General features: G+C 73.2%; 14 protein-coding genes. 8 read left to right on the top strand and 6 right to left on the bottom strand.

Features of this window, described 5'->3' with window-relative positions:
• Nucleotides 1-11: 11 nt before the first annotated feature.
• Together AB0D29_RS36200 and AB0D29_RS36195 are read right to left on the bottom strand one after the other, a co-directional pair.
• On the bottom strand, nucleotides 12-1,262 hold the full coding sequence (locus AB0D29_RS36200; RefSeq protein WP_362860105.1) for a serine/threonine-protein kinase: 1,251 nt from the start codon (nucleotides 1,260-1,262) through the stop codon (nucleotides 12-14).
• A 159-nt stretch (nucleotides 1,263-1,421) separates the two neighbouring features.
• Nucleotides 1,422-3,197, bottom strand: coding sequence for a protein kinase (locus tag AB0D29_RS36195; protein WP_362860104.1), 1,776 nt, complete (start codon nucleotides 3,195-3,197; stop codon nucleotides 1,422-1,424).
• Nucleotides 3,198-3,656: 459 nt separating this feature from the next.
• Between AB0D29_RS36195 and AB0D29_RS36190 the strand changes: the two genes are divergently transcribed.
• From AB0D29_RS36190 to AB0D29_RS36170, 5 genes are all read left to right on the top strand, one after another.
• Nucleotides 3,657-6,731 (top strand): FHA domain-containing protein, encoded by a 3,075-nt coding sequence (locus AB0D29_RS36190; protein WP_362860103.1) that lies wholly within the window; start codon nucleotides 3,657-3,659, stop codon nucleotides 6,729-6,731.
• A gap of 108 nt (nucleotides 6,732-6,839) precedes the next feature.
• Nucleotides 6,840-8,201, top strand: coding sequence for an ABC transporter substrate-binding protein (locus tag AB0D29_RS36185; protein WP_362860102.1), 1,362 nt, complete (start codon nucleotides 6,840-6,842; stop codon nucleotides 8,199-8,201).
• A 4-nt stretch (nucleotides 8,202-8,205) separates the two neighbouring features.
• Nucleotides 8,206-9,531, top strand: a complete 1,326-nt coding sequence (locus AB0D29_RS36180) for a sugar ABC transporter permease (RefSeq protein WP_362860101.1) — start codon at nucleotides 8,206-8,208, stop codon at nucleotides 9,529-9,531.
• Entirely contained in the window at nucleotides 9,528-10,421 is an 894-nt protein-coding gene (locus tag AB0D29_RS36175) for a carbohydrate ABC transporter permease (protein ID WP_362860100.1), read from the top strand. The genes AB0D29_RS36180 and AB0D29_RS36175 overlap by 4 nt, the downstream gene beginning before the upstream one ends.
• A 165-nt stretch (nucleotides 10,422-10,586) precedes the next feature.
• Entirely contained in the window at nucleotides 10,587-12,848 is a 2,262-nt protein-coding gene (locus AB0D29_RS36170; protein WP_362860099.1) for a bifunctional glycosyltransferase family 2 protein/CDP-glycerol:glycerophosphate glycerophosphotransferase, read from the top strand.
• Between the two features lie 97 nt (nucleotides 12,849-12,945).
• Here AB0D29_RS36170 and AB0D29_RS36165 read toward each other — a convergent pair whose 3' ends face one another.
• Nucleotides 12,946-13,578 (bottom strand): TetR/AcrR family transcriptional regulator, encoded by a 633-nt coding sequence (locus tag AB0D29_RS36165; protein WP_362860098.1) that lies wholly within the window; start codon nucleotides 13,576-13,578, stop codon nucleotides 12,946-12,948.
• 136 nt (nucleotides 13,579-13,714) lie between these two features.
• Between AB0D29_RS36165 and AB0D29_RS36160 the strand changes: the two genes are divergently transcribed.
• A complete protein-coding gene (locus AB0D29_RS36160) occupies nucleotides 13,715-14,623 on the top strand; it encodes an ABC transporter permease (RefSeq protein WP_362860097.1) in 909 nt (302 codons plus the stop codon).
• Nucleotides 14,616-15,392, top strand: coding sequence for an ABC transporter ATP-binding protein (locus AB0D29_RS36155; protein ID WP_362860096.1), 777 nt, complete (start codon nucleotides 14,616-14,618; stop codon nucleotides 15,390-15,392). Before AB0D29_RS36160 ends, AB0D29_RS36155 begins: the two co-directional genes overlap by 8 nt.
• An 83-nt stretch (nucleotides 15,393-15,475) precedes the next feature.
• Here the strand turns inward: AB0D29_RS36155 and AB0D29_RS36150 are convergent, their stop codons facing one another.
• The 3 genes from AB0D29_RS36150 to AB0D29_RS36140 all read right to left on the bottom strand — a co-directional run bounded on the left by AB0D29_RS36150 (nucleotide 15,476) and on the right by AB0D29_RS36140 (nucleotide 21,990).
• Nucleotides 15,476-20,455, bottom strand: a complete 4,980-nt coding sequence (locus tag AB0D29_RS36150; RefSeq protein ID WP_362860095.1) for an NAD-glutamate dehydrogenase — start codon at nucleotides 20,453-20,455, stop codon at nucleotides 15,476-15,478.
• A gap of 372 nt (nucleotides 20,456-20,827) precedes the next feature.
• Entirely contained in the window at nucleotides 20,828-21,493 is a 666-nt protein-coding gene (locus AB0D29_RS36145) for an HAD family hydrolase (protein ID WP_362860094.1), read from the bottom strand.
• On the bottom strand, nucleotides 21,490-21,990 hold the full coding sequence (locus AB0D29_RS36140) for a hypothetical protein (protein ID WP_362815182.1): 501 nt from the start codon (nucleotides 21,988-21,990) through the stop codon (nucleotides 21,490-21,492). Before AB0D29_RS36140 ends, AB0D29_RS36145 begins: the two co-directional genes overlap by 4 nt.
• 301 nt (nucleotides 21,991-22,291) lie before the next feature.
• Here AB0D29_RS36140 and AB0D29_RS36135 point away from each other — a divergent pair, with 301 nt between their 5' ends.
• Nucleotides 22,292-22,735, top strand: a complete 444-nt coding sequence (locus AB0D29_RS36135; protein ID WP_362860093.1) for an Rv3235 family protein — start codon at nucleotides 22,292-22,294, stop codon at nucleotides 22,733-22,735.
• The last annotated feature ends 86 nt before the right edge of the window (nucleotides 22,736-22,821 follow it).

The raw sequence follows: 22,821 nt of genomic DNA, 5'->3' as shown, positions 1-22,821 counted from the left end.
CTGAAATACGGCTACGGCTTGTGGGGGACGGACTGTTTGCTGTCCTGGGGAGGCGGGGCGTCGTCGCCGGAGAAGGCCAGCCAGCTGCCCAGGCCGACCGCCGCGGCCAGCGCCACGGCCGACACGGACAGCACCAGCCGCCGCTTGCGGGCCGCCTCCGCCCGGTGCCGGGCGGAGCCCGGCCGGTGGCCGCCGGCCGGGCGCGGGACCCGCGCCGTGCCCAGCGCCCCGCCCGCCAGCTCGTCCGGCCCGGGCACCCGCATCGAGGTGTGGGTGTCCCGGTTGGAGTCCGTCGCGGAGCCCGGGACGAGCGGGACCACGCCCCGGCGGCGGACCGGATCCGCGGCCGGCTCGTCCGACGGGGGCTCGGGGTCCGGATCCGCGTCGTCCGGCTCGTCCACGTCCAGCGGCGGCATACCGGCCAGCAGCGGCAGGAGGTCCCGCAGCCGTACGGAGAGCTCCGACGCCCGCAGCCGCGAGGCCGGGGCCTTCGCCAGGCACTGCACGATCAGCTGCCACAGCTCGTCGGGGATGCCCGGCAGCGGGACGACCGTCTCCGTCACGTGCCGCCGCAGCACCGCGCCCGGGTGGCCCCCGCCGAAGGGGGTGAAGCCGGCCAGGAGCTCGTACAGCACGGTGGCCAGGGCGTATATGTCCACGGCCGCCCGCGGGGGCAGGCCCTCCACGATCTCCGGCGCCAGGTAGTCCGGCGTGCCGATGATCCGGGTGGTGGGGGCCGAGGCCCGGCCCGCGGAGGCCCGCCGCGGGGTGTCGATCAGCTTGGCCACGCCGAAGTCGGTCAGCAGCGCCGGGTGCGAGCCGCCCGGGCCGAGCGGGCCCTGCATGTCCAGCAGCACGTTCTCGGGCTTGACGTCGCGGTGGACGACGCCCGCCGCGTGCGCCGCGGCCAGCGCGTCGGCGACGTCCGCGACGATCGCCACGGCCGCCTCGGGGGCGAGCCTGCGCTCGCGGTCGAGCCGCGTGCGCAGGTCCGTACCGCGGACGAGGTCCATGACGAGGGCGAGGTCGTTGCCGTCCACGACGAGGTCACGGACGGAGACCACGTGCGGATGGTCCAGGCCGAGCAGCGCGCTGCGCTCCTGGACGAAGCGTCCGACCAGTTCCTGGTCGGACGCGAGGTCCTCGCGCAGCAGTTTGACGGCGACGGGCCCGTCAGGCCCCTCGCCCAGCCACACCGTGCCCGCGCTGCCGCGCCCCAGGATCTGGTGCGCGGTGTACCGGCTGCCGATCTTCCGTGCCACGACTGCTCCCTCAGCGGCTGGCGTACGCACCAAAGCTACGCGGCCGGGTGGGCGTTGGAGGCCAGCAGGGGCCCGGATTCGCAGCGACCTCCACTTCTGCGGGCGAAATCACCCCTCAGAAGTCGACAAATCCACGAAGTCGGCTCTGCGGGCCCCGTCTCAGGACTTCGTGGAGCCCGAGGACGTGGCGCCCGTGGAGTCGCCGACGGTGCTCACCCAGTCGACGATGTCGGTGCCCCAGGTCCACAGCTGGTCCCACCAGCCGCGGCCGGTGCCGACCCACTCCTGGAGCGGGGTGAGCTCCCAGACCAGCCAGCCGGCCACGAAGAACAGCAGGATGACGACCAGGCAGCCCTTGAGGCAGCCGAGGCCGGGGATCCGCACCGGGTTGGCGCTGCGGCGGCGCGGCTCGCGCGGCTCCCGGGCCGGCTGCTGCGGCGGCGGAGCCTGCGGGGGCTGCTGCTGCGGCTGGGGCTGGCGGTACTGGGGCTGCTGCGGCTGAGCCTGCTGCTGGTACGGCTGGGGCTGGTGCTGCTGCGGCTGATAGTGCTGCGGCGGCGGCTGAGGCGCGTACTGCTGCTGGGGCTGCTGCGGCTGGCGGTACTGCTGCTGAGGCTGCTGCTGGTACTGCTGCTGGGGCGGCGGGCCCTGCCGGTACGGCTGCTGCGGCTGGGGCCGGTGCTGCGGCGGCGGGGGCGCCTGCCGCTGCGGGCGGCGCCGCAGGGGGTCGTCGTTCGGGTCGAGGTACTGGACCTGCGTCTGCTCGTTGCGGTCGCGGGCGGCCCGCATCTGCGACTGCCAGGGGTGCGGCTGGTCCGGCTGCTGCACGGGTGGCATGACCGAGGTCGGGTCGGCCCCGGGGGCCCCGGTGCTCGGCAGGACCGAGGTGGCGTCGGCCGCGCCGACCGGCGGCATGACGCTGGTCATGGCGTTCGGGTCGTAGGCCCCGAGGGGCGAGCCGGCGCCGGCGGGCAGCACCTGGGTCGGGTCGGCGGCTCCCGGCGTTTCGGGGACCGGCGCCGGAGAGGGGTCGGGCGCGAGCAGCGCGCCCACGCCGAGCGCGGCCTCCACCTCGACGGCCGAGGAGTGCACGCCGATGCCGGCGGCGACCACGCGCAGGCCGCGGGCCAGGCTCACCGCGCTGGGGCGCTGGCCCGGATCCTTGCGCAGGCAGCGCTCGACGACCGTCCACAGCGGCTCGGGCACGGTCGGGGGGCGCTGCGGCTCCTCGCTGAGGTGCCGGTGGAGCACTTCGAGGGCGGAGCCGCCGCCGAACGGCGGGCGGCCGGTGAGCAGCTCGTAGAGGAGGATGCCGGCGCCGTAGATGTCGACGGCGGAGGTCTGCGGGCGGCCCTCGGCGGACTCGGGCGCGACGTAGGCGGGGGTGCCGACGAACTCGTGGGTGCGGGTCAGACCCGGGGAGTCCGCGAGGCGGGCGATGCCGAAGTCGGTGAGCATCGGCTTCATCTGGCCGCCGCGCTCGTCGAGCAGGACGTTGGCGGGCTTCAGGTCGCGGTGGACCACGCCGTCGGCGTGGCTGGCGGCGAGCGCGTCCGCGATCTGGGCGGTCAGCAGGCTCGCGGCGACGGGCGTGAAGGGGCCGTTCTCGCGCAGGTACTTGTGCAGGTCCGGACCGTCGATCAGGTCCATGACCAGGGCGAGCAGATCGCCCTCGACCACGAGGTCGCGGGTGCGCACGATGTTGGGGTGGGTCAGGCGCAGCAGGACCGAGCGCTCGCGCAGGAAGCGCATGACGATGTCGGGGTCCTGGGCCAGCTCCTCCTTGAGGACCTTGATGGCCACGGTCTCGCCGGGCTGTCCGGCGACGGCCGCCTCCGCGCCGGCGGCCTCCCTCTGGCGGGCACGCCAGACGGTGCCCGTGGCGCCGCGCCCGAGCGGCTCCTCGAGCAGGTATTTACTGCCGACTGGCCGCACGTCTCGCGCTCCCCTGCTGTCGTCTGTTCGTGGTCGTGTGGTGGTCGAGCGGTGGTCGATCCGCTGATTGGTTTTCCGGCCCACTCTAGGGGGTGTCCCCGGGGAAGACGCCGGTCGCCGGAGGTTGGTTGCCGCACATATGTACGGAGGGTGATGTTTGCGGGGTATGCCCGTGGCGTTTTTCCGTGCCTTTCCCCCGCTCGCCGTCCGTATCCGGTCGAGGTCCGCACCGGGCCGTGACCGATCAAGATCATTTCTTGGTGGGTGCCGGGCGTGTTGTCCGCGACAGGTGCGAGGATGCACCCGTACGGAACGGCACGGGACGGGAGCCCCGCCTTCCGGCAGACCTGACCGGACGACGCGTCCGTGCCGGGCGGGGGGCGATCGGGCAGCCATGTCCCGAAGTTCCCCTGCCGGGCGCACACACCGCGCACCGCGCAGAAGGGACCACTGACGGCGATGCAGATCCGGCTGACCGTCCTTGGGTCGCGCAGCGGCCACCAGACCGCGACCGCCCCCGCGAGCTGTGACGTGCTCGTCACGGCACCGGCCGGCACCACGCTGGCCGCGGTCGCCTCCGGGCTCGCGGCGACCGTCGGCGGACCCGACACCGGGGGCACGGTCGTGCTCTACGCCGGTTCCGAGCGCCTCGACCTCCAGCGGCGGGTGCTGGGCGAGCCGCCGCTCGTGGACGGCGCGGTACTGGCCCTGCACGGGCCCGTGCCGGACGTGCTGCCCGAGGACGGCCTCGGCGCGCCCCAGCTGCACGTCGTCGCCGGACCCGACGCGGGCGGGGTGCACCTGCTGCACAGCGGGCAGATCCGGGTGGGCCGCTCCGCCGACGCCGACGTCCCGCTGGACGACCCAGACGTGTCCCGGCTGCACTGCGCGGTCACGGTGATCCGCGACGGGCGGGTCGCGGTGGCCGACCTGGACTCGACGAACGGCACCACGCTGGACGGCGTCCCCGTGGGGCCCCAGCCGGTCGCCCTGCCGCCGGGAGCGCTGCTGCGGGTCGGCGAGTCCACCCTGCGGCTCGTGCCCGCGGGCACGACGCCCCCGCTGACCGTGACCCCCGACCAGGAGGGGCACCTCTCCGTGCCGCCCCCGGCCGGCGCCGCCGGCTGGTCGGGCGCCGCCGGTACGCCCCCGAGTCCCGGCCCGGCGGGCACCGCCGGCCCGGCGCCGGACGGATCCGGCGGAGCCGGACGCGTCACCGGGCCGCACGGACCGGCCGAAGCAGCCGGACGGGCCGCTTCCGGCGGGCCGGACGCCTCGGACGGAGCCGGGTGGCCGGGCGCCGGCGCGGCCGGGGCCGACGCGTTCCCGGAGCCGCGCCCCGCAACCCCCGCCGGACCGCCGGACGCCTCCGGAGGCCCGGGTGACGGCCGCACGTCCGACGGCGCCGCCGCCTCCGCCGGCCGCCGCAAGGGACTCGGGGCCTGGGCCCGCAAGTGGGTGCGCGGGGAGGACCCCGCCGAGGCCGCCCCGGAGTCGGCGCCCACCGCCGCCGCCCCCGACCCCGACGACCCGGCCGCGCTGCTGCTGGCCGCGATGGGGCCCACCGAGCGCCTGTGGTCCCGTACGCCCGGACAGCCCGGTCACGCCCGGGCGCTGGAGGTGGGGCTCGGCGCCGGGAGCCGGGTGTCGCTGCCGGCCGTCGGCGCGCTGGGCGTCGCGGGTCCGCGGGCCCGGCTGGCCGGGGTCGCCCGCTGGGCGGTCGCCCAGCTGGCGGGACTGCACGCGCCGGGGCAGCTGGAGATCGTGCTCGTCGCCACCGACCGGGCCCGCGGCCTCGCCGAGCGGCGGCGCGACTGGGGCTGGCTCGGCTGGCTGCCCCACGTACGGCCCGCGCACGGCCAGGACTGCCGGCTCCTCCTCGCGTACGACCGCGACCAGGCGCTCGCCCGCACCGGTGAGCTGACCCGGCGCCTGGACGACGGTCCCCTCGGCGTGCACTGGGCCGCCGCCGACGCCGGGCAGGTCCGGCGGGCCGCCGCCGTCTACGACGGCCCGTACACGCTCGTCGTGATCGACGGCGATCCCGGCGCGGGCGCGCTGCGCGACATCACCGGCCGCCTCGCCTCGCACGGCCCGGCCGCCGGGATCCACGTGCTCGCACTCGCCGAGGCCCCGGCCGCCACCGCCGCCTCGCCGGTCGCCGAGACGTACGAGGCCGCCTGCGCGGGCAACCCCGCCTTCCGGCACTGCGGCGCGGTCGCCCTGCTCAGCGGGGACGTGGCCACGGCCATACGGACCTTCGCGGTCAGCGGCGGCCGGCCCGTCCCGTCCGGGGGCAGCGCCACCGCCGACGCAGTCTCCGCCGCCTGGGCCGAGCGCTTCGCCCGGGCCTTGGCGCCCCTGCGCACCACCGACGGCTGCTCCGCGGCGCCGTACCGGCCGTCCGCCGCCACCCTGCCCGCGACCGCCCGGCTGCTGGACGAGTTGGGGCTGGCCCGCGCCACCCCGGCCTCCCTGATGGCCCGCTGGGCCGCCGCCACCGACCAGGGGCAGGGCACCGGCGGCCTCGCCGAGATCGTGCTGGGCAGCGGGCGGCGCGGCCCCGTCGGCACCGAGCTGGTCCACGACGGGCCGCACCTGCTGATCGAGGGGCCCGCCGGGAGCGGGCGGACGGAACTGCTGCGGGCGGTGGCCGCTTCGCTGTCCGCGGCCGCCCGGCCCGACCGCCTCGGGCTGGTCCTCCTCGACGGGGCCGGCGGCGAGCGCGGCGACGGGCTGCTGCCCTGCACCGAGCTCCCGCACGTCTCCGCCCACCTGGTCGCCTCCGACCCGGTGCGCATGCGGGAGTTCGCGCAGGCGCTGGGCGCGGAGCTGAAGCGCCGCGCCGAGCTGCTGGAGGGGCTGCCGTTCGCCGAGTGGCACGCCCAGCGCGAGGTCTGCGACCGGATGGTCTCGCCCCGCCGGCCCACCCCGGGCGAGCTGCGCGGCGACCTCGACCCCCAGCGCACCGGCACGCTCCGGCTCCGCGCGTCGGCCACCCGTACGGATCCGCCGGCCGGGCCGAGCCCGCTGCCCCGCCTGGTGGTGCTGGTGGACGACCTCGACGCGCTGGTCGCGCCGGGCCTCGGCAGTACGGGCCGGCCCGCCGCCGGCTCGGTGGTGCGGGCGCTGGAGGCCGTCGCCCGGGAGGGCGCCCCGCTCGGCGTGCACCTGGTGGCCACCACCGCCCGCCCGGACCGCACGGCCGAGACCGGGCTGGCCCGGCTGACCGCCCTGCGCGTGGAGCTCGACGCCCCCGACCAGCCGGGCCCCGGCCGCGGACTGCTCCGGCACGCGGACGGCCGCACGGTCCCGTTCCAGGCCGGCCGGGTCACCGGCCGGATCCCGCGGACGGCGACCTTGAGGCCGACCGTGGTCCCGGTGGAGTGGGAGCGGATGGGTGATCCGCCGGCCCGCCGCCCGGTGCGCGAACTGGGCAACGGACCGACCGACCTCGCGCTGCTGGCCAGCGCCCTGGACCGGGCCTCGCACCTGGTCTCGGCGATACCCGTGCTGTTCCCGCCCGCTCCCTGACGGGCCCCCGAGGCCCAGGACCACCCCCGCGACGCGGTATTGCGGGGGCGCGCGGGTCGGCGTAGACCTTGTGGTCCGGGACACACCACGGGCATCGGGGGCAGAACCATGCGCAGGCACGGAACGAGCCGGACGACACTCACCTGGACGGCTCTCGCCGCGGCGGGCGCGCTCGCGCTCAGCGCGTGCGGCGGCGGCACGGACGAGAAGACGGACCCGCCGAATGCCGCGGGACCGACCGGGCCGCAGGTGGAGTTACCGAAGCTGGACGGGGAGAAGCTGGAGGTCGCCGCGGTCTGGACGGGCCCCGAGCAGGCGAACTTCACGAAGGTCCTGAAGGAGTTCGAGAAGCGGACGGGGGCCACCGTGACCTTCGTCCCGGCCCAGGACCCCATCGTCACCTTCCTCGGTACGAAGATCGCGGGCGGTGCCCCGCCGGACGTCGCGCTGCTCCCGCAGGTCGGCGCGCTGGTCTCGGCCGTGCAGAACAAGTGGGCGCAGCCGGTGGGCCCGGAGGCCCAGGCGCAGCTGGACAAGAACTACTCGGCGGGCTGGAAGACGCTCGGCGCGGTCGGCGGCACCCAGTACGGCGTGTACTACAAGGCCGCCAACAAGTCGCTGATCTGGTACAACGCGAAGGCCTTCGAGGCGGCCGGGGTCAAGCCCCCGACGACCTGGAAGGAGCTGATCACGGCGGCCGACACGCTGTCCGCCTCCGGTACGCCGGCCGTCTCGGTGGCGGGCGCGGACGGCTGGACCCTCACCGACTGGTTCGAGAACGTCTACCTCTCGCAGGCGGGCCCGGAGAAGTACGACCAGCTGGCCAAGCACCAGATCAAGTGGACCGACGACAGCGTCAAGCAGGCGCTGACGACGCTCGGCGAGCTGTTCGGGCGCAAGGACTTCCTGGCGGGCGGGCCGAGCGGGGCGCTGTCCACGGAGTTCCCGAAGTCGGTGACGCAGACCTTCACCGGCGGCGACCGGCCGGCGGCCGCGATGGTCTTCGAGGGTGACTTCGTGGCGGTGAACATCGCGCAGACCGACGCGAAGGTGGGCGAGGACGCCCTGGTCTTCCCCTTCCCGGCGGTCGGCGCGAAGGCCCCGGTGGTCTCGGGCGGTGACGTGGCGGTCGCGCTGAAGCCGTCGAAGGGCGCGCAGGCCCTGCTGACCTTCCTGGCCTCGGCGGACGCGGCGCAGATCCAGGCCCGCGAGGGCGGTTTCGTCTCCCCGAACAAGGCGGTGGACCCGGCCGCCTATCCGAACGACATCCAGCGGAACATCGCGAAGGCGCTGATCGCGGCGGGCGACGACTTCCGCTTCGACATGTCGGACCAGGCCCCGGCGGCCTTCGGCGGGACCCCGGGGGCGGGCGAGTGGAAGGCGCTCCAGGACTTCCTGGCGAACCCGTCGGACGTGGCGGGCGCGCAGGCGAAACTGGAGGCGGACGCAGCCAAGGCCTACGGGAACTAGACCCGTGAAGGCATCGGTCAAGGCCTCCCGCGGCGGATTGTCCGCGGAGGCCCGGCGCCGCCGTCTGGTCGCGGCGGCGTTCCTCCTGCCGGCCCTCGTCCTGCTCGGCGCGCTCGTCGTGCACCCGATCGGCTACTCGCTCTACCGCAGCTTCTTCGACCGTTCGGGCGGCACCTTCGTCGGCGGCGACAACTACCGGGAGATCCTGAGCGACGACACCATCCGCACCGCCCTGAAGAACACGGCGGTGTGGGTGGTGCTCGCCCCGACCACGGCCACCGCCCTCGGTCTGATCTTCGCGGTGCTCACCGAACGGGTGCGCTGGGGCACCGCGTTCAAGCTGCTGGTGTTCATGCCGATGGCGATCTCGATGCTGGCGGCGGGCATCATCTTCCGGCTCGTCTACGACCACGATCCCGACCGGGGCGTCGCCAACGCGGTCTGGGTCGGGGTCCACGACACCTTCGCGGAGTCCTCGGCCTTCCCCAAGGCCCGCCCGGGCCGGGACTCGCCGCTCGCCGACGCCGGCGGGGGCGCCTTCGTGACGCGCGACCCCGTCCGCGCGGGCACCCCGGTGCTGCTGCCGCTGGTCGGCGTGGCCCCGGAGTCCCTGCCCGAGGGCACGCGGACGGCGCGGGCGGCGCAGGCCGAGTCGGGGAAGGTCACCGGGACGGCCTGGCAGGACTTCACCCGCGGCGGGGGCGGCCGGACGAACGCGGTCGACCCGACCGAGTCGGCCTTCGCCGGGATGCGGATCGAGGCGGTCAAGGACGGCCGGGTGGTCGATTCGGCCACGGCCCGCGCCGACGGCACGTTCACCCTGTCCGCGAAGGCCGACGGGGCGCTGCTGCGGCTGCCCGCCGCCAATTTCCGGGAGGCGTACGCCGGGGTGCAGTGGCTCGGCCCGTCGCTGGTCACCCCGGCGGTCATCGGGGCGTACGTATGGATGTGGGCCGGTTTCGCGATGGTGCTGATCGGGGCCGGGCTGGCGGCCGTACCGCGCGAGCTGCTGGAGGCGGCGCGGGTGGACGGGGCCAACGAGTGGCAGGTGTTCCGCCGGATCACCGTGCCGCTGCTGGGGCCGGTCCTGGCGGTCGTGCTCGTCACCCTCGTCATCAATGTCATGAAGATCTTCGACCTGGTCTTCGTGATCGCGCCGGGCGCGGTCCAGGACGACGCGAACGTGCTCGCGCTGCAGCTGTACCGGACCTCCTTCGGCACCGACGCCGATCCGGGCCTGGGCAGTGCCATCGCCGTGCTGCTGCTGGTCCTGGTGATCCCGGTGATGCTCGTGAACATACGCAGGCTCCGGAAGGAGGGATCCCGATGAGTCCGTCCACGTCCGAACGGACCGGGAGCACCGCAGGGGCCGAGCGGGCCGCGGGCCGGCTGGCCGCGCGGGCCGCGGGCGGGGCGCTGCGGCTGTTCCTGGTCCTGGCCGCCCTCTTCTGGCTGCTGCCCACCCTCGGGCTGCTCATCTCCTCGTTCGTCTCCCCCACCGACCTCAACAAGGGCGGCTGGTGGCAGGTGCTGACGGCGCCCTCGCGGCTGTCCTCCGGCAACTACGAGCGGCTGCTGGCCAACGACACCATCACCGGCTCGCTCCTGAACACGGTCGCGATCGCCGTGCCGGCCACCCTGCTGGTCCTGACCCTGGGCGCGTTCGCCGGATACGCCTTCGCCTGGCTGGAGTTCCCCGGCCGGGACTGGCTCTTCCTGGTCGTCGTCGGGCTGCTCGTGGTCCCCGTACAGGTGGCACTGATCCCCGTCTCCGAACTCTTCGGCGCCATCGGGCTGTTCGAGACCACGGCGGGAGTGGTCCTCTTCCACACCGCCTTCGGACTGCCCTTCGCCGTGTTCCTGCTGCGCAACTTCTTCGCGGAGATCCCGCGCGAGCTGCTGGAGGCGGCCCGCCTCGACGGGGCGGGTGAACTGCGGCTGTTCGCCCGGGTGGTGCTGCCGCTGGGCGGGCCGGCGATCGCCTCGCTCGGCATCTTCCAGTTCCTGTGGGTGTGGAACGACATGCTCGTGGCGCTGGTCTTCGCGGACTCGGCGAACCCGCCGGTGACGGTCGCGCTCCAGCAGCAGGTACGGCAGTTCGGCAACAACATCGACGTGCTGGCGCCGGGCGCGTTCCTGTCGATGATGATCCCCCTCGTCGTCTTCTTCGCGTTCCAGCGGCAGTTCGTCACGGGGGTGATGGCCGGCGCGATCAAGTGATTGACGTGCGGTGTTGACGCTGCGTAACCCGATTGCCACACGCTGCGTAACCCGAACGCCACGCCGGGGGTTCCTTGGGGACACTCCCCCGGCCTCCGGCCGGGGGGACCCCCACCCAGCGGTGGCTGGGGGAGCAACATGCCCGCGCCGACCCCTGGATGTGCCGTGCCCCGGTTCAGCGTCATCGTGCCCGCGTACAAGGTCCAGGCCTACCTCCAGGAGAGCCTGGACTCGGTCCTGACGCAGTCGTACCCGGATCTGGAACTCATCGCGGTCGACGACGCCTCCCCCGACGCCTGCGGTTCGATCATCGACGAGTACGCGGCCCGTGACGCCCGGGTCACCGCGGTGCACCTGGCGCACAACCTGGGCCTGGGCCCGGCCCGCAACGCGGGCCTGGCCCGGGCCACCGGCGACTACCTGATCTTCCTCGACGGCGACGACACCCTCGCCCCCGGCGCCCTGCAGGCCGTCACCGACCGGCTGAAGGCCACCGGCTCCCCCGACGTCCTCGTCTACGACTACGCGCGCAATTTCTGGTCGGGCGAGCTGGTGCGCAACCGCCTCGCGCACCGGCTGTCCGAGGAGGGCCCGGCCAGCTTCCGGCTCGCCGACCGCCCGGCGCTGCTGGCCATGCTGATGGTGGTGTGGAACAAGGCCTACCGCCGCGAGTACGTGGAGCGCGAGGGCCTCGCCTTCCCGCCCGGCCTCTACGAGGACACCCCCTGGACCTACCCGGCACTGCTGGCCGCCGAGTCCGTCGCCGTCCTGGACCGGGTCTGCGTCCACTACCGCCAGCGGCGCACCGGCTCCATCCTGACCACTACCAGCCGCCGCCACCTCGACATCTTCGACCAGTACGACCGGGTCTTCGGCTACCTCGCCGGCCGCCCCGAGCTGGAGCGCTGGCGCCCCACCGTGCACCGCCGCATGGCCGAGCACTTCTGCGCCCTGTACGCCGACCCGCGCCGCCTCCCGCGCGCCGGCCGGGCCGAGTTCTTCAGCCGGGCCTCCGCCCTGCTGCGCCGCTACCGGGCCCCGGGCGGCAGGTCCGCGCTGCCGCTGACCCTGTCGCGGACCGACCGGGTCCGGCACACCCTGATGCGGCTGGGCACCCGGCGCACCTACCGGCTGCTGTCCGCGCTGCGCTCGGCCGGGCTGGCCCTGGGCCGCGCGGCCTCGACCCTGGGGCAGGGCCTGCGCGAGACGGCCCTGCGCCTGCACTACCGGATCCAGCGCCTGCTCCCCCTGCGCCCGGAGCTCGCGGTCTTCTCCGCGTACTGGCACGGCGGCTACGCCTGCAACCCGGCGGCGATCGAGGCCACACTGCGGGAACTGGCGCCCCGGATGCGGACGGCGTGGATCTGCGACCCGGCGCACAACTCGACCCTGCCCCGGGAGACGACGGCGCTGCGCCCGGGCTCGGCTGCGTACTGGACCGCCCTGGCGCGGGCCACCTACCTCGTCACGAACGTCAACTTCGACCGCGCCCTGGTCAAGCGCCCCGGCCAGATCCTGGTCCAGACCCAGCACGGCACCCCGCTCAAGCGCGTCGGCCTCGACCTCCAGGACCGCCCGGCGGCCACCCCGACGACCGACTTCGCGGGCCTGCTGCGCGGCGCCGACCAGTGGGACTACCTGCTCTCCGCGAACCGGCACTCCACCCTGGTCTGGGAGAAGGCGGTCCCGTCCTCCTACACGACCCTCGAATACGGCTACCCGCGCAACGACGTCTTCCACCGGGCGACCCGTGCGGACGTGGTGGAACTGCGCGAACGCCTCGGCATCCCGGCGGGCTCGACGGCGATCCTGTACGCGCCCACCCACCGCGACTACCGGCGCAGCCGGCCGGAACACCTGGACTTCGAGCGGGTCCTGCGCGATCTGGGCCCGCAGTTCACGATCCTCGCCCGCACCCACCTCACGTACGCGGACGCCGACCGCCCGTGGGAGCCGCACCCGCGGCTGCTGGACGTCTCCTCCCACCCCTCGGTGGAGGAGCTCTGTCTCGCCTCGGACGCGCTCGTCACGGACTACTCCTCCCTGATGTTCGACTACGCGGCGCTGGACCGGCCGATCGTGATCCACGCGGACGACTGGGAGGCGTACGAGGCGGCCCGCGGCACCTACTTCGACCTGCGGTCGTGCCCGCCGGGTGCGATCGCCCGGACCCAGGACGAGCTGGTGGACATCTTCACCACGGGCCACTGGCAGGGCTCGCGCTCCGCGCAGCTGCGGGCGGCGTTCCGCGGGCGGTTCTGCTCGTACGACGACGGCCACGCGGCGGAACGCGTGGTCCGGCGCGTCTTCCTGGGCCAGACGGCCCCGATCCCCGCGATCACCCCCCTGGCGGACCGCCACCCCACCCCTGCGGCCCCGACCCCGACGCCGACCCAGGAACCAACCTTGGCCCGCCTCTGGCCGTAGCCCCCGTCTTCAGCCCCTCCGGCGCTTGAGGAGCGGGGTCCGGGGCGGAGCCCCGGTCTTTGAGCCTCGTCGGAGCCCCGGCAGGCGGCCCACAGGGTCAGGCGGCTCGCAGCCCCGCCACCACCGACCGCGCGAGCTCGTCGAGATATCCGCCGGGGACGGAGTCCCCCACGACCACCTGCCGCCAGTACAGCGGCCCGATCGCCAGATCGAGCGCCCGATCCGGATCAACCCCCTCCGCGAGCTCGCCGCGCGAAACCGCCTCGCCGACGATGCCCGCGGCAACCCGCCGCTGCCCCTCCAGCAACGCCCCCCGCACCGCATCAGCGATCTCCGGGTTCCGCGCCGCCTCCACCAGCAGGTCGGGGATGACCGCCGACGCCACCGGGTGCCTCAGCACGTGGGACATGACCTCCAGCAGCGCCCGTACGTCCCCGTACAGCGACCCCGTCGCCGGCACCGGCAGGCCGTCCGCCGCGAAGGCCCCGATCAGGTCCAGCACCAGGTGCAGCTTGGACTTCCAGCGCCGGTACACCGCGGTCTTGCCGACGCCCGCCCGCCGCGCGATGCCCTCGATGGACATCCGCGAGAACCCGACCGCGGCCAGCTCCTCCAGCACCGCGTTGCGGATCGCCTCCGTCACGTCCTCCCGCAGGACGGCGGCACCGGCGGGCGCTCTACGGGCGGGGGCGGCGGCAGGGGCGGGGGCGGCGGAGGGGTCCGTGGTCATGCACAGAGCATAGCTGCGCCGCCGTCACGACGATACGGTTGCGTTCCGACGCGGCACGCCCTAACCTCGCCGTAGCGACGATACGGACCCGTCCCGACCTCGGCAGCGACGTACTGACCCCGTCGAAAGCGAACCTGTGACCACCGCGACCGCATCCAAGACCGCGCCCGCGCACTCCGCGGACCTCGCCGACCTGGCCGCCGCCCACGGCCTCACCCTCAGCGGCGCCCGCCCCTCCCTCCTGCGCTACGTCGCGGAGCTCTGGGACCGCCGCCACTTCGTGGCCGCGTACGCCACCGCCCGCATGCAGGCCACGTACAGCACGGCCAAGCTCGGCCAGGTCTGGCACCTGGTGACCCCGCTGCTCAACGCGGCCGTCTACTACTTCGTCTTCGGCCTCGCGATGAAGGCCAGCAGCGGAGTGCCGGACTACCTCCCCTTCCTGATCACCGGCGTCTTCGTCTGGGACTTCATCGGCAGCTCCATCAACGCCGGCACCCGCGCCGTCCACAGCAACCTCGGCCTGGTCCGCGCCCTGCACTTCCCCCGCGCGAGCCTGCCCATCTCCACCGTCGTGCAGCTCTTCCAGCAGCTGCTCGTCACCATGGGCGCCCTCGTCATCCTGCTGCTCGCCTTCGGCCAGACGCCCGGCCCGGCCTGGCTCCTGGCCGTCCCGGCGCTCCTGCTGATGGCCGTCTTCGCCGCCGGCTGCGCCATGATCATGGCCCGCATCGGCAGCAAGAGCCCGGACGTCAGCCAGCTGATGCCCTTCGTCCTGCGCACCTGGATGTACTCCTCGGGCGTCATGTGGTCCATCGACCAGATCCACAAGACGGGCGACCTGCCGCACTGGGTGCTGACGATGCTCAAGCTCAACCCGGCGGCCGTCTACATCGACCTGATGCGCTTCGCCCTGATCGACAGCTTCGAAGCGCATTCGCTCCCGCACCACGTGTGGCCGATCGCCATCGGCTGGGCCCTGCTCGCCGGCGTCGGCGGCTTCGTCTACTTCTGGAAGGCAGAGGAGGAATACGGCCGTGGCTGACACCCAGCTCCGGATCCCCACCGTGATCGCCGACGGGGTCCACGTCATCTACAAGGTCCACGGCAGCGGCAGCCGCAAGGGCGGCGCCACCGCGGCCCTCAGCCGGATCTTCTCCCGCAAGCCGGCCCCCGGCGTCCGCGAGGTGCACGCCGTCAAGGGAGTCACCTTCACCGCGTACAAGGGCGAGGCCATCGGCCTCATCGGCTCCAACGGCTCGGGCAAGTCCACCCTGCTGGCCGCCATCGCCGGCCTCCAGCCGGTGGCCCGCGGCCGGATCTTCTCGCACGGCCAGCCGTCCCTGCTGGGCGTGAACGCCGCCCTGATGAACGACCTCACGGGCGAGCGCAACGTCGTGCTCGGCGGCCTCGCGATGGGCATGTCCAAGCAGCAGATCCACGAGCGCTACCAGGACATCGTCGACTTCTCCGGCATCAACGAGAAGGGCGACTTCATCTCCCTGCCGATGCGGACGTACTCCTCCGGCATGGGTGCCCGCCTGCGGTTCTCCATCGCCGCCGCCAAGGACCACGACGTGCTCATGATCGACGAGGCCCTGGCCACCGGTGACGCGGCCTTCCAGCGGCGCAGTCAGGCCCGCATCGAGCAACTCCGCGAACAGGCCGGCACGGTCTTCCTCGTCAGCCACGGCATCAACTCGGTCCGCGAGACCTGCGACCGCGCGATCTGGCTGGAGGCGGGCGTCCTGCGGATGGACGGCCCGGCCGCCGAAGTCTGCGACGCGTACGAGGCCTTCACCGCGGGCCGCTGACCAGCTGTTCCAGCCGGCACACGAACGGGCCGGGCCCGGGACCACAAGGTCCCGGGCCCGGCCCGTTCGGCAAGACCAGCCGATCAGCCGTGCACGCGCAGCAGCGACCGCATCGTCCGCATCGCCACCGACAGATTCGCCAGGTCGAAGTCGTCCGACCCCCGGATCTCGTCCAGCGTCGTCCGCGCCCGACCGATGATCGCCGCGTTCTTCTCCTCCCACGCCTTGAAGCGCTCCTCGGGAGTCGAACTGCCGTTGCCCACCGACAGCACGTCCGCCGTCAGCGCCGCGTGCGCCGCGAACAGGTCCTCGCGGATCGACGCACGGGCCATGGACTGCCAGCGGTCGGCCCGCGGCAGCTCGATGATCCGGTCCATCAGCTGGGTGATGTCCAGGCGGTCGGCGAGGTCGTAGTAGACCTCGGCCACCTCCAGGCAGCCGACGCCCGTGCGGTCCGCGATCGCGACGACGTCGAGCGTCGGGAAGGCGGAGGAGAACCCGGCGACCTTGGCGGCCAGTTCCTCCGGAACGCCCTCGCCCGTCAGCTCGTCCAGGATCGACTGGTACCACTCCAGGTCGGCGCCGCGCACCAGCTTCGGCAGCTCCGCCCAGACCTGCCCGACCCGCTCCGCGAAGAAGGCGATGGTCTCGGAGATCTGGAGCGGCTGCGGCCGGTTGTTCAGCAGCCAGCGGGTACCGCGCTCGACCAGGCGCCGCGAGTGCAGCCGCACCCGGGTCTGGACGTCGGCGGCGACCTTGTTGTCGAGCGCCTCCACCTCGTCCCACACCTCGGCCAGGCCGAAGATCTCGCGGGCCGCGAGCTGCGCCCGGACGATCTCCTCCGTGGAGGCCCCGGTCTCCTCGCGCAGGCGGTGCAGGAAGGTCGAACCACCGGTGTTGACGGTGTCGTTGACCAGGATGGTGGTGATGATCTCGCGGCGCAGCGCGTGCGCGTCGATCTGCTCGGTGAACTTCTCGCCCAGGGCGGCCGGGAAGTACGCGAAGAGCAGGCGGCGCAGGTACGGGTCGTCCGGCAGATCGGTGGCGATGAGCTCGTCCGCCACCGTGATCTTGGTGTAGGCGAACAGCACGGCCAGTTCCGGCTGGGTCAGGCCCTTGCCGCTGCTGAGCAGCTCGCGGATCTGCCGGTCCGTGGGCAGGAACTCCAGCCCGCGGTCGAGCAGTCCGGCGTTCTCCAGGCGGCGCATGTAGCGCTGCTGGGCGTGGAGCAGGCTCGGGGCCTGCGCGGCGCCGTTGGCGAGCGCCGTGTTCTGCGCGTAGTTGTTGCGCAGGACGAGGTGGCCCACCTCGTCGGTCATCTGGGCGAGCAGCTTGTTGCGCTGCTTGACGGTCATGTCGCCGTCCGTGACGACCGCGTTGAGCAGGATCTTGATGTTCACCTCGTGGTCGGAGGTGTCCACGCCCGCGCTGTTGTCGATGGCGTCGGTGTTGACCTTGCCGCCTTCGCCGCCGGCGCCGGTCCGGGCGAACTCGATGCGGCCGAGCTGGGTCAGACCCAGGTTGCCGCCCTCGCCGATGACCTTGGCCCGGACGTGGGAGCCGTTGACGCGGATGGAGTCGTTGGCCTTGTCGCCGACGTCCGCGTGGGTCTCGGCCGTCGCCTTGACGTACGTACCGATGCCGCCGTTCCACAGCAGGTCCACGGGGGCCTGCAGGATGGCCTGCATCAGGTCGGCGGGGGTCATCTTGGTGACGCCCGCCTCGATGCCGAGGGCCTCGCGGACGTGCGCGTTGACCGGGATGGACTTCGCGCTGCGCGGGTGGATGCCGCCGCCCGCGGAGAGCAGCGAGCTGTCGTAGTCGGCCCACGAGGAGCGCGGCAGCTCGAACAGGCGCCGGCGCTCCGCGTACGAGGTGGCCGCGTCCGGGGTCGGGTCGATGAAGATGTGCCGGTGGTCGAAGGCGGCGACCAGGCGGATGTGCTCGGAGAGCAGCATGCCGTTGCCGAAGACGTCACCGGACATGTCGCCGACGCCGACGACGGTGAAGTCCTCGGTCTGGGTGTCGTGACCGAGCTCGCGGAAGTGCCGCTTGACGGACTCCCACGCGCCGCGGGCGGTGATGCCCATGCCCTTGTGGTCGTAGCCGGCCGAGCCGCCCGAGGCGAAGGCGTCGCCGAGCCAGAAGCCGTAGGACTCCGCCACGCCGTTGGCGATGTCGGAGAAGGTCGCGGTGCCCTTGTCGGCGGCGACGACGAGGTAGGTGTCGTCCTCGTCGTGGCGGACCACGCCCTTCGGGGGCACGACCTCGCCGGCGACCATGTTGTCGGTGATGTCGAGCAGCGCCGAGATGAAGATCTTGTACGAGGCGATGCCCTCGGCGAGCCAGGCGTCGCGGTCCACCGACGGGTCGGGGAGGTTCTTGGCGACGAAGCCGCCCTTGGCGCCGACGGGCACGATGACGGTGTTCTTGACCATCTGCGCCTTGACCAGGCCGAGGATCTCCGTACGGAAGTCCTCGCGGCGGTCGGACCAGCGCAGGCCGCCTCGGGCGACCTTGCCGAAGCGCAGGTGGACGCCCTCGACGCGCGGGGAGTACACCCAGATCTCGAAGGCCGGGCGGGGCGCCGGGAGGTCGGGGATGGCCTGCGGGTCGAACTTCATCGACACGTAGGAGTGCTGCTCGCCCTCGCCGGTGGTCTGGAAGAAGTTGGTCCGCAGCGTCGCCTTGATCAGGGTGAGGAAGGCCCGCAGGATGCGGTCCTCGTCGAGCGAGGCGACCTGGTCCAGGGCCCCGTCCAGCTCCTCCAGCATGGCGTCGACGAGCTCGCTGCCGGCGGCCTGGCGGACGGGCGACATCCGGGCCTCGAAGAGCGAGACCAGCAGCCGGGTGGTGTGGACGTTGTTGCGGAGGGTGTCCTCCATGTAGTCCTGGCTGAAGGTGGAGCCGGCCTGGCGCAGGTACTTGGCGTACGCGCGCAGGACGACGGCCTGCCGCCAGGTGAGCCCGGCGCTCAGCACGAGGGTGTTGAAGTTGTCGTTCTCCGCGTCGCCCTGCCAGACCGCGGCGAAGGCGTCCTGGAAGCGCTCGCGGGCGTCGTCGCCGAGGTAGTGGGCCGCCGCGGCGTCACCGTTGCCGGTGGGCAGGGGCATCCGCAGGCCGAAGTCGTAGATCCACGCGCTGACCCGGTCCGAGCGGCGCAGCTCGTACGGGCGCTCGTCGGTGACCTCGACGCCGAGGCGCTGCAGGACCGGCAGGACCGCGGAGAGCGAGACCTGCTCGCCGGTGCGGAAGATCTTGAACCGGCGCTCGCCGGGGGCGGCGCCCACCGGCTCGTACAGCGAGAGCGCGAACTTGCGGTCGCTGGCGGCGAGCCGCTCCAGGTGCATCAGGTCGGCGACGGCGGCGCGGGGCGAGTGGTCGGCCTTGTAGCCCTCGGCGAAGGAGGTGCCGTAGCGGCGCAGCAGCTCCGCGGCGCGCTCCTCGCCGCATTCGGCGATCAGCGCTTCCTGGAAGCCGTCGGCCCAGGAGCGGGCGGCCTCGACGAGGCGGCCCTCGAGGCGCTCGACGTCGCCGTCGGTCAGGCCGGGCAGCTCGGTGCCCTGCGGGACGCGGATGACGAAGTGGATGCGGGAGAGGATCGACTCGGTGTTCCAGGCGGTGAAGTCGACGCTGATGCCGCCGAGCTCCTCGCGCAGGATGTCCATCAGGCGCAGCCGGACGCCGGTGGTGAACCGGTCGCGCGGCAGGTAGACGAGGGCCGAGTAGTAGCGGCCGTACTCGTCCTGGCGCAGGTACAGCCGCAGCCGGCGGCGCTCCTGCAGGTACAGGACGGAGGTGACGATGGACTGGAGCTGGTCGACCGGGGTCTGGAACAGCTCGTCGCGCGGGTAGGTCTCCAGGATCTGCGTCAGGTCGCGGCCGTCGTGGCTGGACGGCGAGAAGCCGGCCCGGTCCAGGACCTCGGCGACCTTGCGGCGGACGACCGGGACGCGGCGCACGGACTCGGTGTACGCGGCGGAGGAGAACAGGCCGAGGAAGCGGCGCTCGCCGACGACGTTGCCGTCGGCGTCGAACTTCTTGACGCCCACGTAGTCGAGGTACGAGGGGCGGTGCACGGTGGAGCGGCTGTTGGCCTTGGTCAGCACCAGCAGGCGGTGCTCGCGGGCCTTGGCGCGGGCGTCGGCCGGCAGCCGGTTGAAGGAAGGCGAGACCGGGTGGCCGTCGTCCTTGCCGCTGTGGTGCGGGTCGGAGCGCAGGATGCCGAGGCCGGTGCCGGGCACGGCGGACAGGGAGTCGCCGTCGACGAGGTTGTACTCGCGGTAGCCGAGGAAGGTGAAGTGGTCGTCGGCGAGCCAGCGCAGCAGCTCACGGGCCTCTTCGAGCTCGTACTCGCGCAGGTCCGGGGCGGTGGGCTCCTCGGGCAGGCCGTCGGCGATGCGCAGCGCGGCGTCGCGCATCTTCTCCCAGTCCTCGACGGACTCGCGTACGTCGGACAGGACGCGCAGCAGGTCGGCGTTGATCTGCTTGAGGTCGGCGCGGTCGGTCTCGCGGTCGATCTCGACGTGGATCCAGGACTCGACGAGGGAGTCGTGGGGGCGCGAGGTGCGGGGACCGTGAGCGTCGCAGTCGGGGCCGAGGATCTCGATCAGCTTGCCGGTGACGTCACGGCGGACGACGACCTGCGGGTGGATCACGACGTGGATGCCGCGGCCCTGGCGGGACAGCTCGTTCGTGACGGAGTCCACGAGGAAGGGCATGTCGTCGGTGACCACCTCGACGACGGAGTGGCTGGAGGTCCAGCCGTTCTCCTCGACCGTGGGGGTGTGCACGCGCACGCTCGCGGTGCCCTGCGGCCGGTTCTCGGCGAGCCGGTAGTGGGAGAGCGCGGCTCCGAACACGTCGACCGGGTCCCGGTCCGTGAGGTCCTCGGGTGCCGTGTGCAGGTAGTAGCGCTGGAGGTAGGAGAGCACCGCGTCCTGGTCTGGACGCTCTCCCTGCTCGGACCCAGTCGGAAGTAGCCCCCCGGCCGGGCTGTGCTCAGCTACCCGGGCCGCCCGTGCGAGCAGCTCGGCCTTTGCTTCGTCCAGCTTGGTCTGCATGTCCTCTGGCTCCTGTCGCGCGCCATTGCGTGACGTAGGTGAAGGAAGGAATGGCACAGCCCCGCAGGGCGGGGTGTCGGTATCCGTTCGGGATCGACGCTATGCCGTCGAGAGAGCCGACCGGGAGGGAATGAGCCAAGATCGGCCGAAGGTCCCGGTGGCGGGGATCAGCGAAGGCCCGGGCACGGTCGTGCGCCGGGCGCAGGCCGGAGGCTCCAGTGCCCCCGAGGACTATCGCGCTGATCACGGGTACAAGGCTATCCCGACCTACCCCCAGGTCGTCATTCGCTGCATCTGTATAAATCTTGGGGTGAAACTTTGACAGTCTGGCCAGCGACGCGGCACCGCTCTCCGTGCAGCGCGCTTGTCCAGTCAGTATTCGGCCAGCTCGCGAGCTGTCAGTACGGCCTCGGCCAGGGTGTCCACGACCGGCACACCGGCCGATTCCAGACTGCTGCGACTGTGCGAACCACCCGTGTAGAGCACCGCCCGGGCTCCGACGTGGGCGGCGGCCAGCGCGTCGTCCACTGCGTCTCCGATGAGGACCGTACGGTCGGCCGTCACCCCCGTCCCGTCCAGGGCGGCCAGGTGGCGTACGAGGTGTCCCGCCTTCGACGTGTGCGAGGGGCCGGTCCGCCCGTCGACGCGCAGGAAGTGGTGGTCGATGCCATGGGTTCGGACCAGTGGTACGAGCTTCTCGTGGGGCGCGAGGGACAGCAGGGACTGGGTGAGGCCGTCCCGCTGCCACTCCTGGAGCAGCTCGCGGGCGCCCTCGGCGAGCCCGGCGTCCTCGGCCGCGGCCCAGTAGTGCCGGTGGAAGGCCTCGTCCATGACCACCCACTCCTCGTCGGTGGGCAGGCGCCCCATGAGGCGCTCGTAGAACTTCGGCACCGGTACGACGTACAGGTCGCGGTAGGTCTCCAGGGTGATCGGCGCGAAGCCGAGCTCGGCGAAGGAGGCGTTGGTCGCGACTATGACGGCGTCGATGTCGTGGAGGAGGGTGCCGTTCCAGTCCCAGACGATGTGATTTTCGGTCACTTCAGCAACCCCGGAATCTCCTGCACGCCGAACCACAGCAGCTCGTGGTCCTCGGCTCCGTCGACGATGAACTGCGCGTCCCCGTCCCCGCCGTCGGCGGCGGGCAGGGCCTGCGCGGCGGCCGCCACGTCCTCGTCGGCGTCATCGGCGTCCACGTGCACGGCGGCGGCCACGGTGAGCCGTACGGCGCCGGCCAGGGTCACCTGGCCGAGGGTGGCCTCGTCGACCCCGGGGGTGGCGGTGGCGGCCTTGTCGTCGACGTCGAGGGCGACGACGACGCGGCGGCGCGGGGCGCCCGCGTCCGCGGCGAGCAGCCGCAGGGAGGCGGCCGCGGCCCGGTTCAGGGCCGCGTACTCCAGCTCCTCGATGTCGTCCGACACGTACCACTCGCGGAGCCCGGGGGTGACGGCGTACGCCCGCAGCGGGGCGGGGCCCAGCTCACCCGCCTTGTGCACCTCGGCGAGCCCGGGGAGGGTCAGGGGGACGTACACACGCATGGCCGGCTGCTTTCGGTAGTCGGAAAACTCCCCCAGGATACGACTCGGAGGGTTCGCCAGGGTGACGGAGTCGGTACCCCTTCGAGGTGCCGGACCGGAACCCGCGGCCGTCAACCCCGTCCCCGTACGCGCGCGGTCCGGGCCCGGGGGGCGACGGGCGCGCACTCGGATAGGTGAACCGGGGCGGTGGCCCGCCCGGCGGTGCGCGTGGTTGCGGAGCGTGTTCGGCGACCGTAGAAGATCCCCATCAAGTTACCGCCCGGTACCGCTCCGGGCCCGGCCTGTTCGGGGGCAGATCGCGATGGACACGACGACGCGCGGCACGATCGGCAACGACGGGAACCGCCGGCCCGGCGGCCGCTCCCGCACCCGGCCCGCCGGACGGCGCGACCCCCGGCGCCCGGCAGGCCCCCCGCGCACGCTCCGGCTCGGCCCGCACCACTGGTTCGCCGAACACCTCCTCGCGGTCGTCAGCGGCCTCCGCCCGGTCCACTCGCTCCTGGGCCACACCGTCGGCCCCGCCTACCAGCAGCTGGTCACCCTGGCCCCCTCAGGCCCCCTCCACGACCGTCTCCGCCCGGTCATCCGCCAGTGCGGCCGCTTCACCCCCGGCCCGGGCGTCATCGAAGCCTTCGCCCGCATCGCCACGGGCGACCGCCTCACCGCCATGGCCTTCCGCCTGGAACAAGGCCCGGACCTCCGCTGGCGCTGCGCCGCGGTAGAGATCCAGGGCCCCCTGCCGTAGAAGCCCGGGCCAAATCCAGCCCCGCCGGCGTTTGAGGCGCTCTTTCAGCCCCGCCGGCGTTTGAGGCGCGGGGGTCCGGGGAGATC

The sequence above is a fragment of the Streptomyces sp. NPDC048424 genome, from assembly GCF_040651555.1.
Lineage (GTDB): Bacteria > Actinomycetota > Actinomycetes > Streptomycetales > Streptomycetaceae > Streptomyces.
This window is presented reverse-complemented; position numbering and strand designations above follow the sequence as displayed.

Coding starts and splice junctions, on each gene's coding strand:
- AB0D29_RS36190 (WP_362860103.1), top strand. CDS start 3,657: ATGCAGATCCGGCTGACCGTCCTTGGGTCGCGCAGCGGCCACCAGACC.
- AB0D29_RS36185 (WP_362860102.1), top strand. CDS start 6,840: ATGCGCAGGCACGGAACGAGCCGGACGACACTCACCTGGACGGCTCTC.
- AB0D29_RS36175 (WP_362860100.1), top strand. CDS start 9,528: ATGAGTCCGTCCACGTCCGAACGGACCGGGAGCACCGCAGGGGCCGAG.
- AB0D29_RS36165 (WP_362860098.1), bottom strand. CDS start 13,578: ATGACCACGGACCCCTCCGCCGCCCCCGCCCCTGCCGCCGCCCCCGCC.
- AB0D29_RS36150 (WP_362860095.1), bottom strand. CDS start 20,455: ATGCAGACCAAGCTGGACGAAGCAAAGGCCGAGCTGCTCGCACGGGCG.
- AB0D29_RS36140 (WP_362815182.1), bottom strand. CDS start 21,990: ATGCGTGTGTACGTCCCCCTGACCCTCCCCGGGCTCGCCGAGGTGCAC.
- AB0D29_RS36135 (WP_362860093.1), top strand. CDS start 22,292: ATGGACACGACGACGCGCGGCACGATCGGCAACGACGGGAACCGCCGG.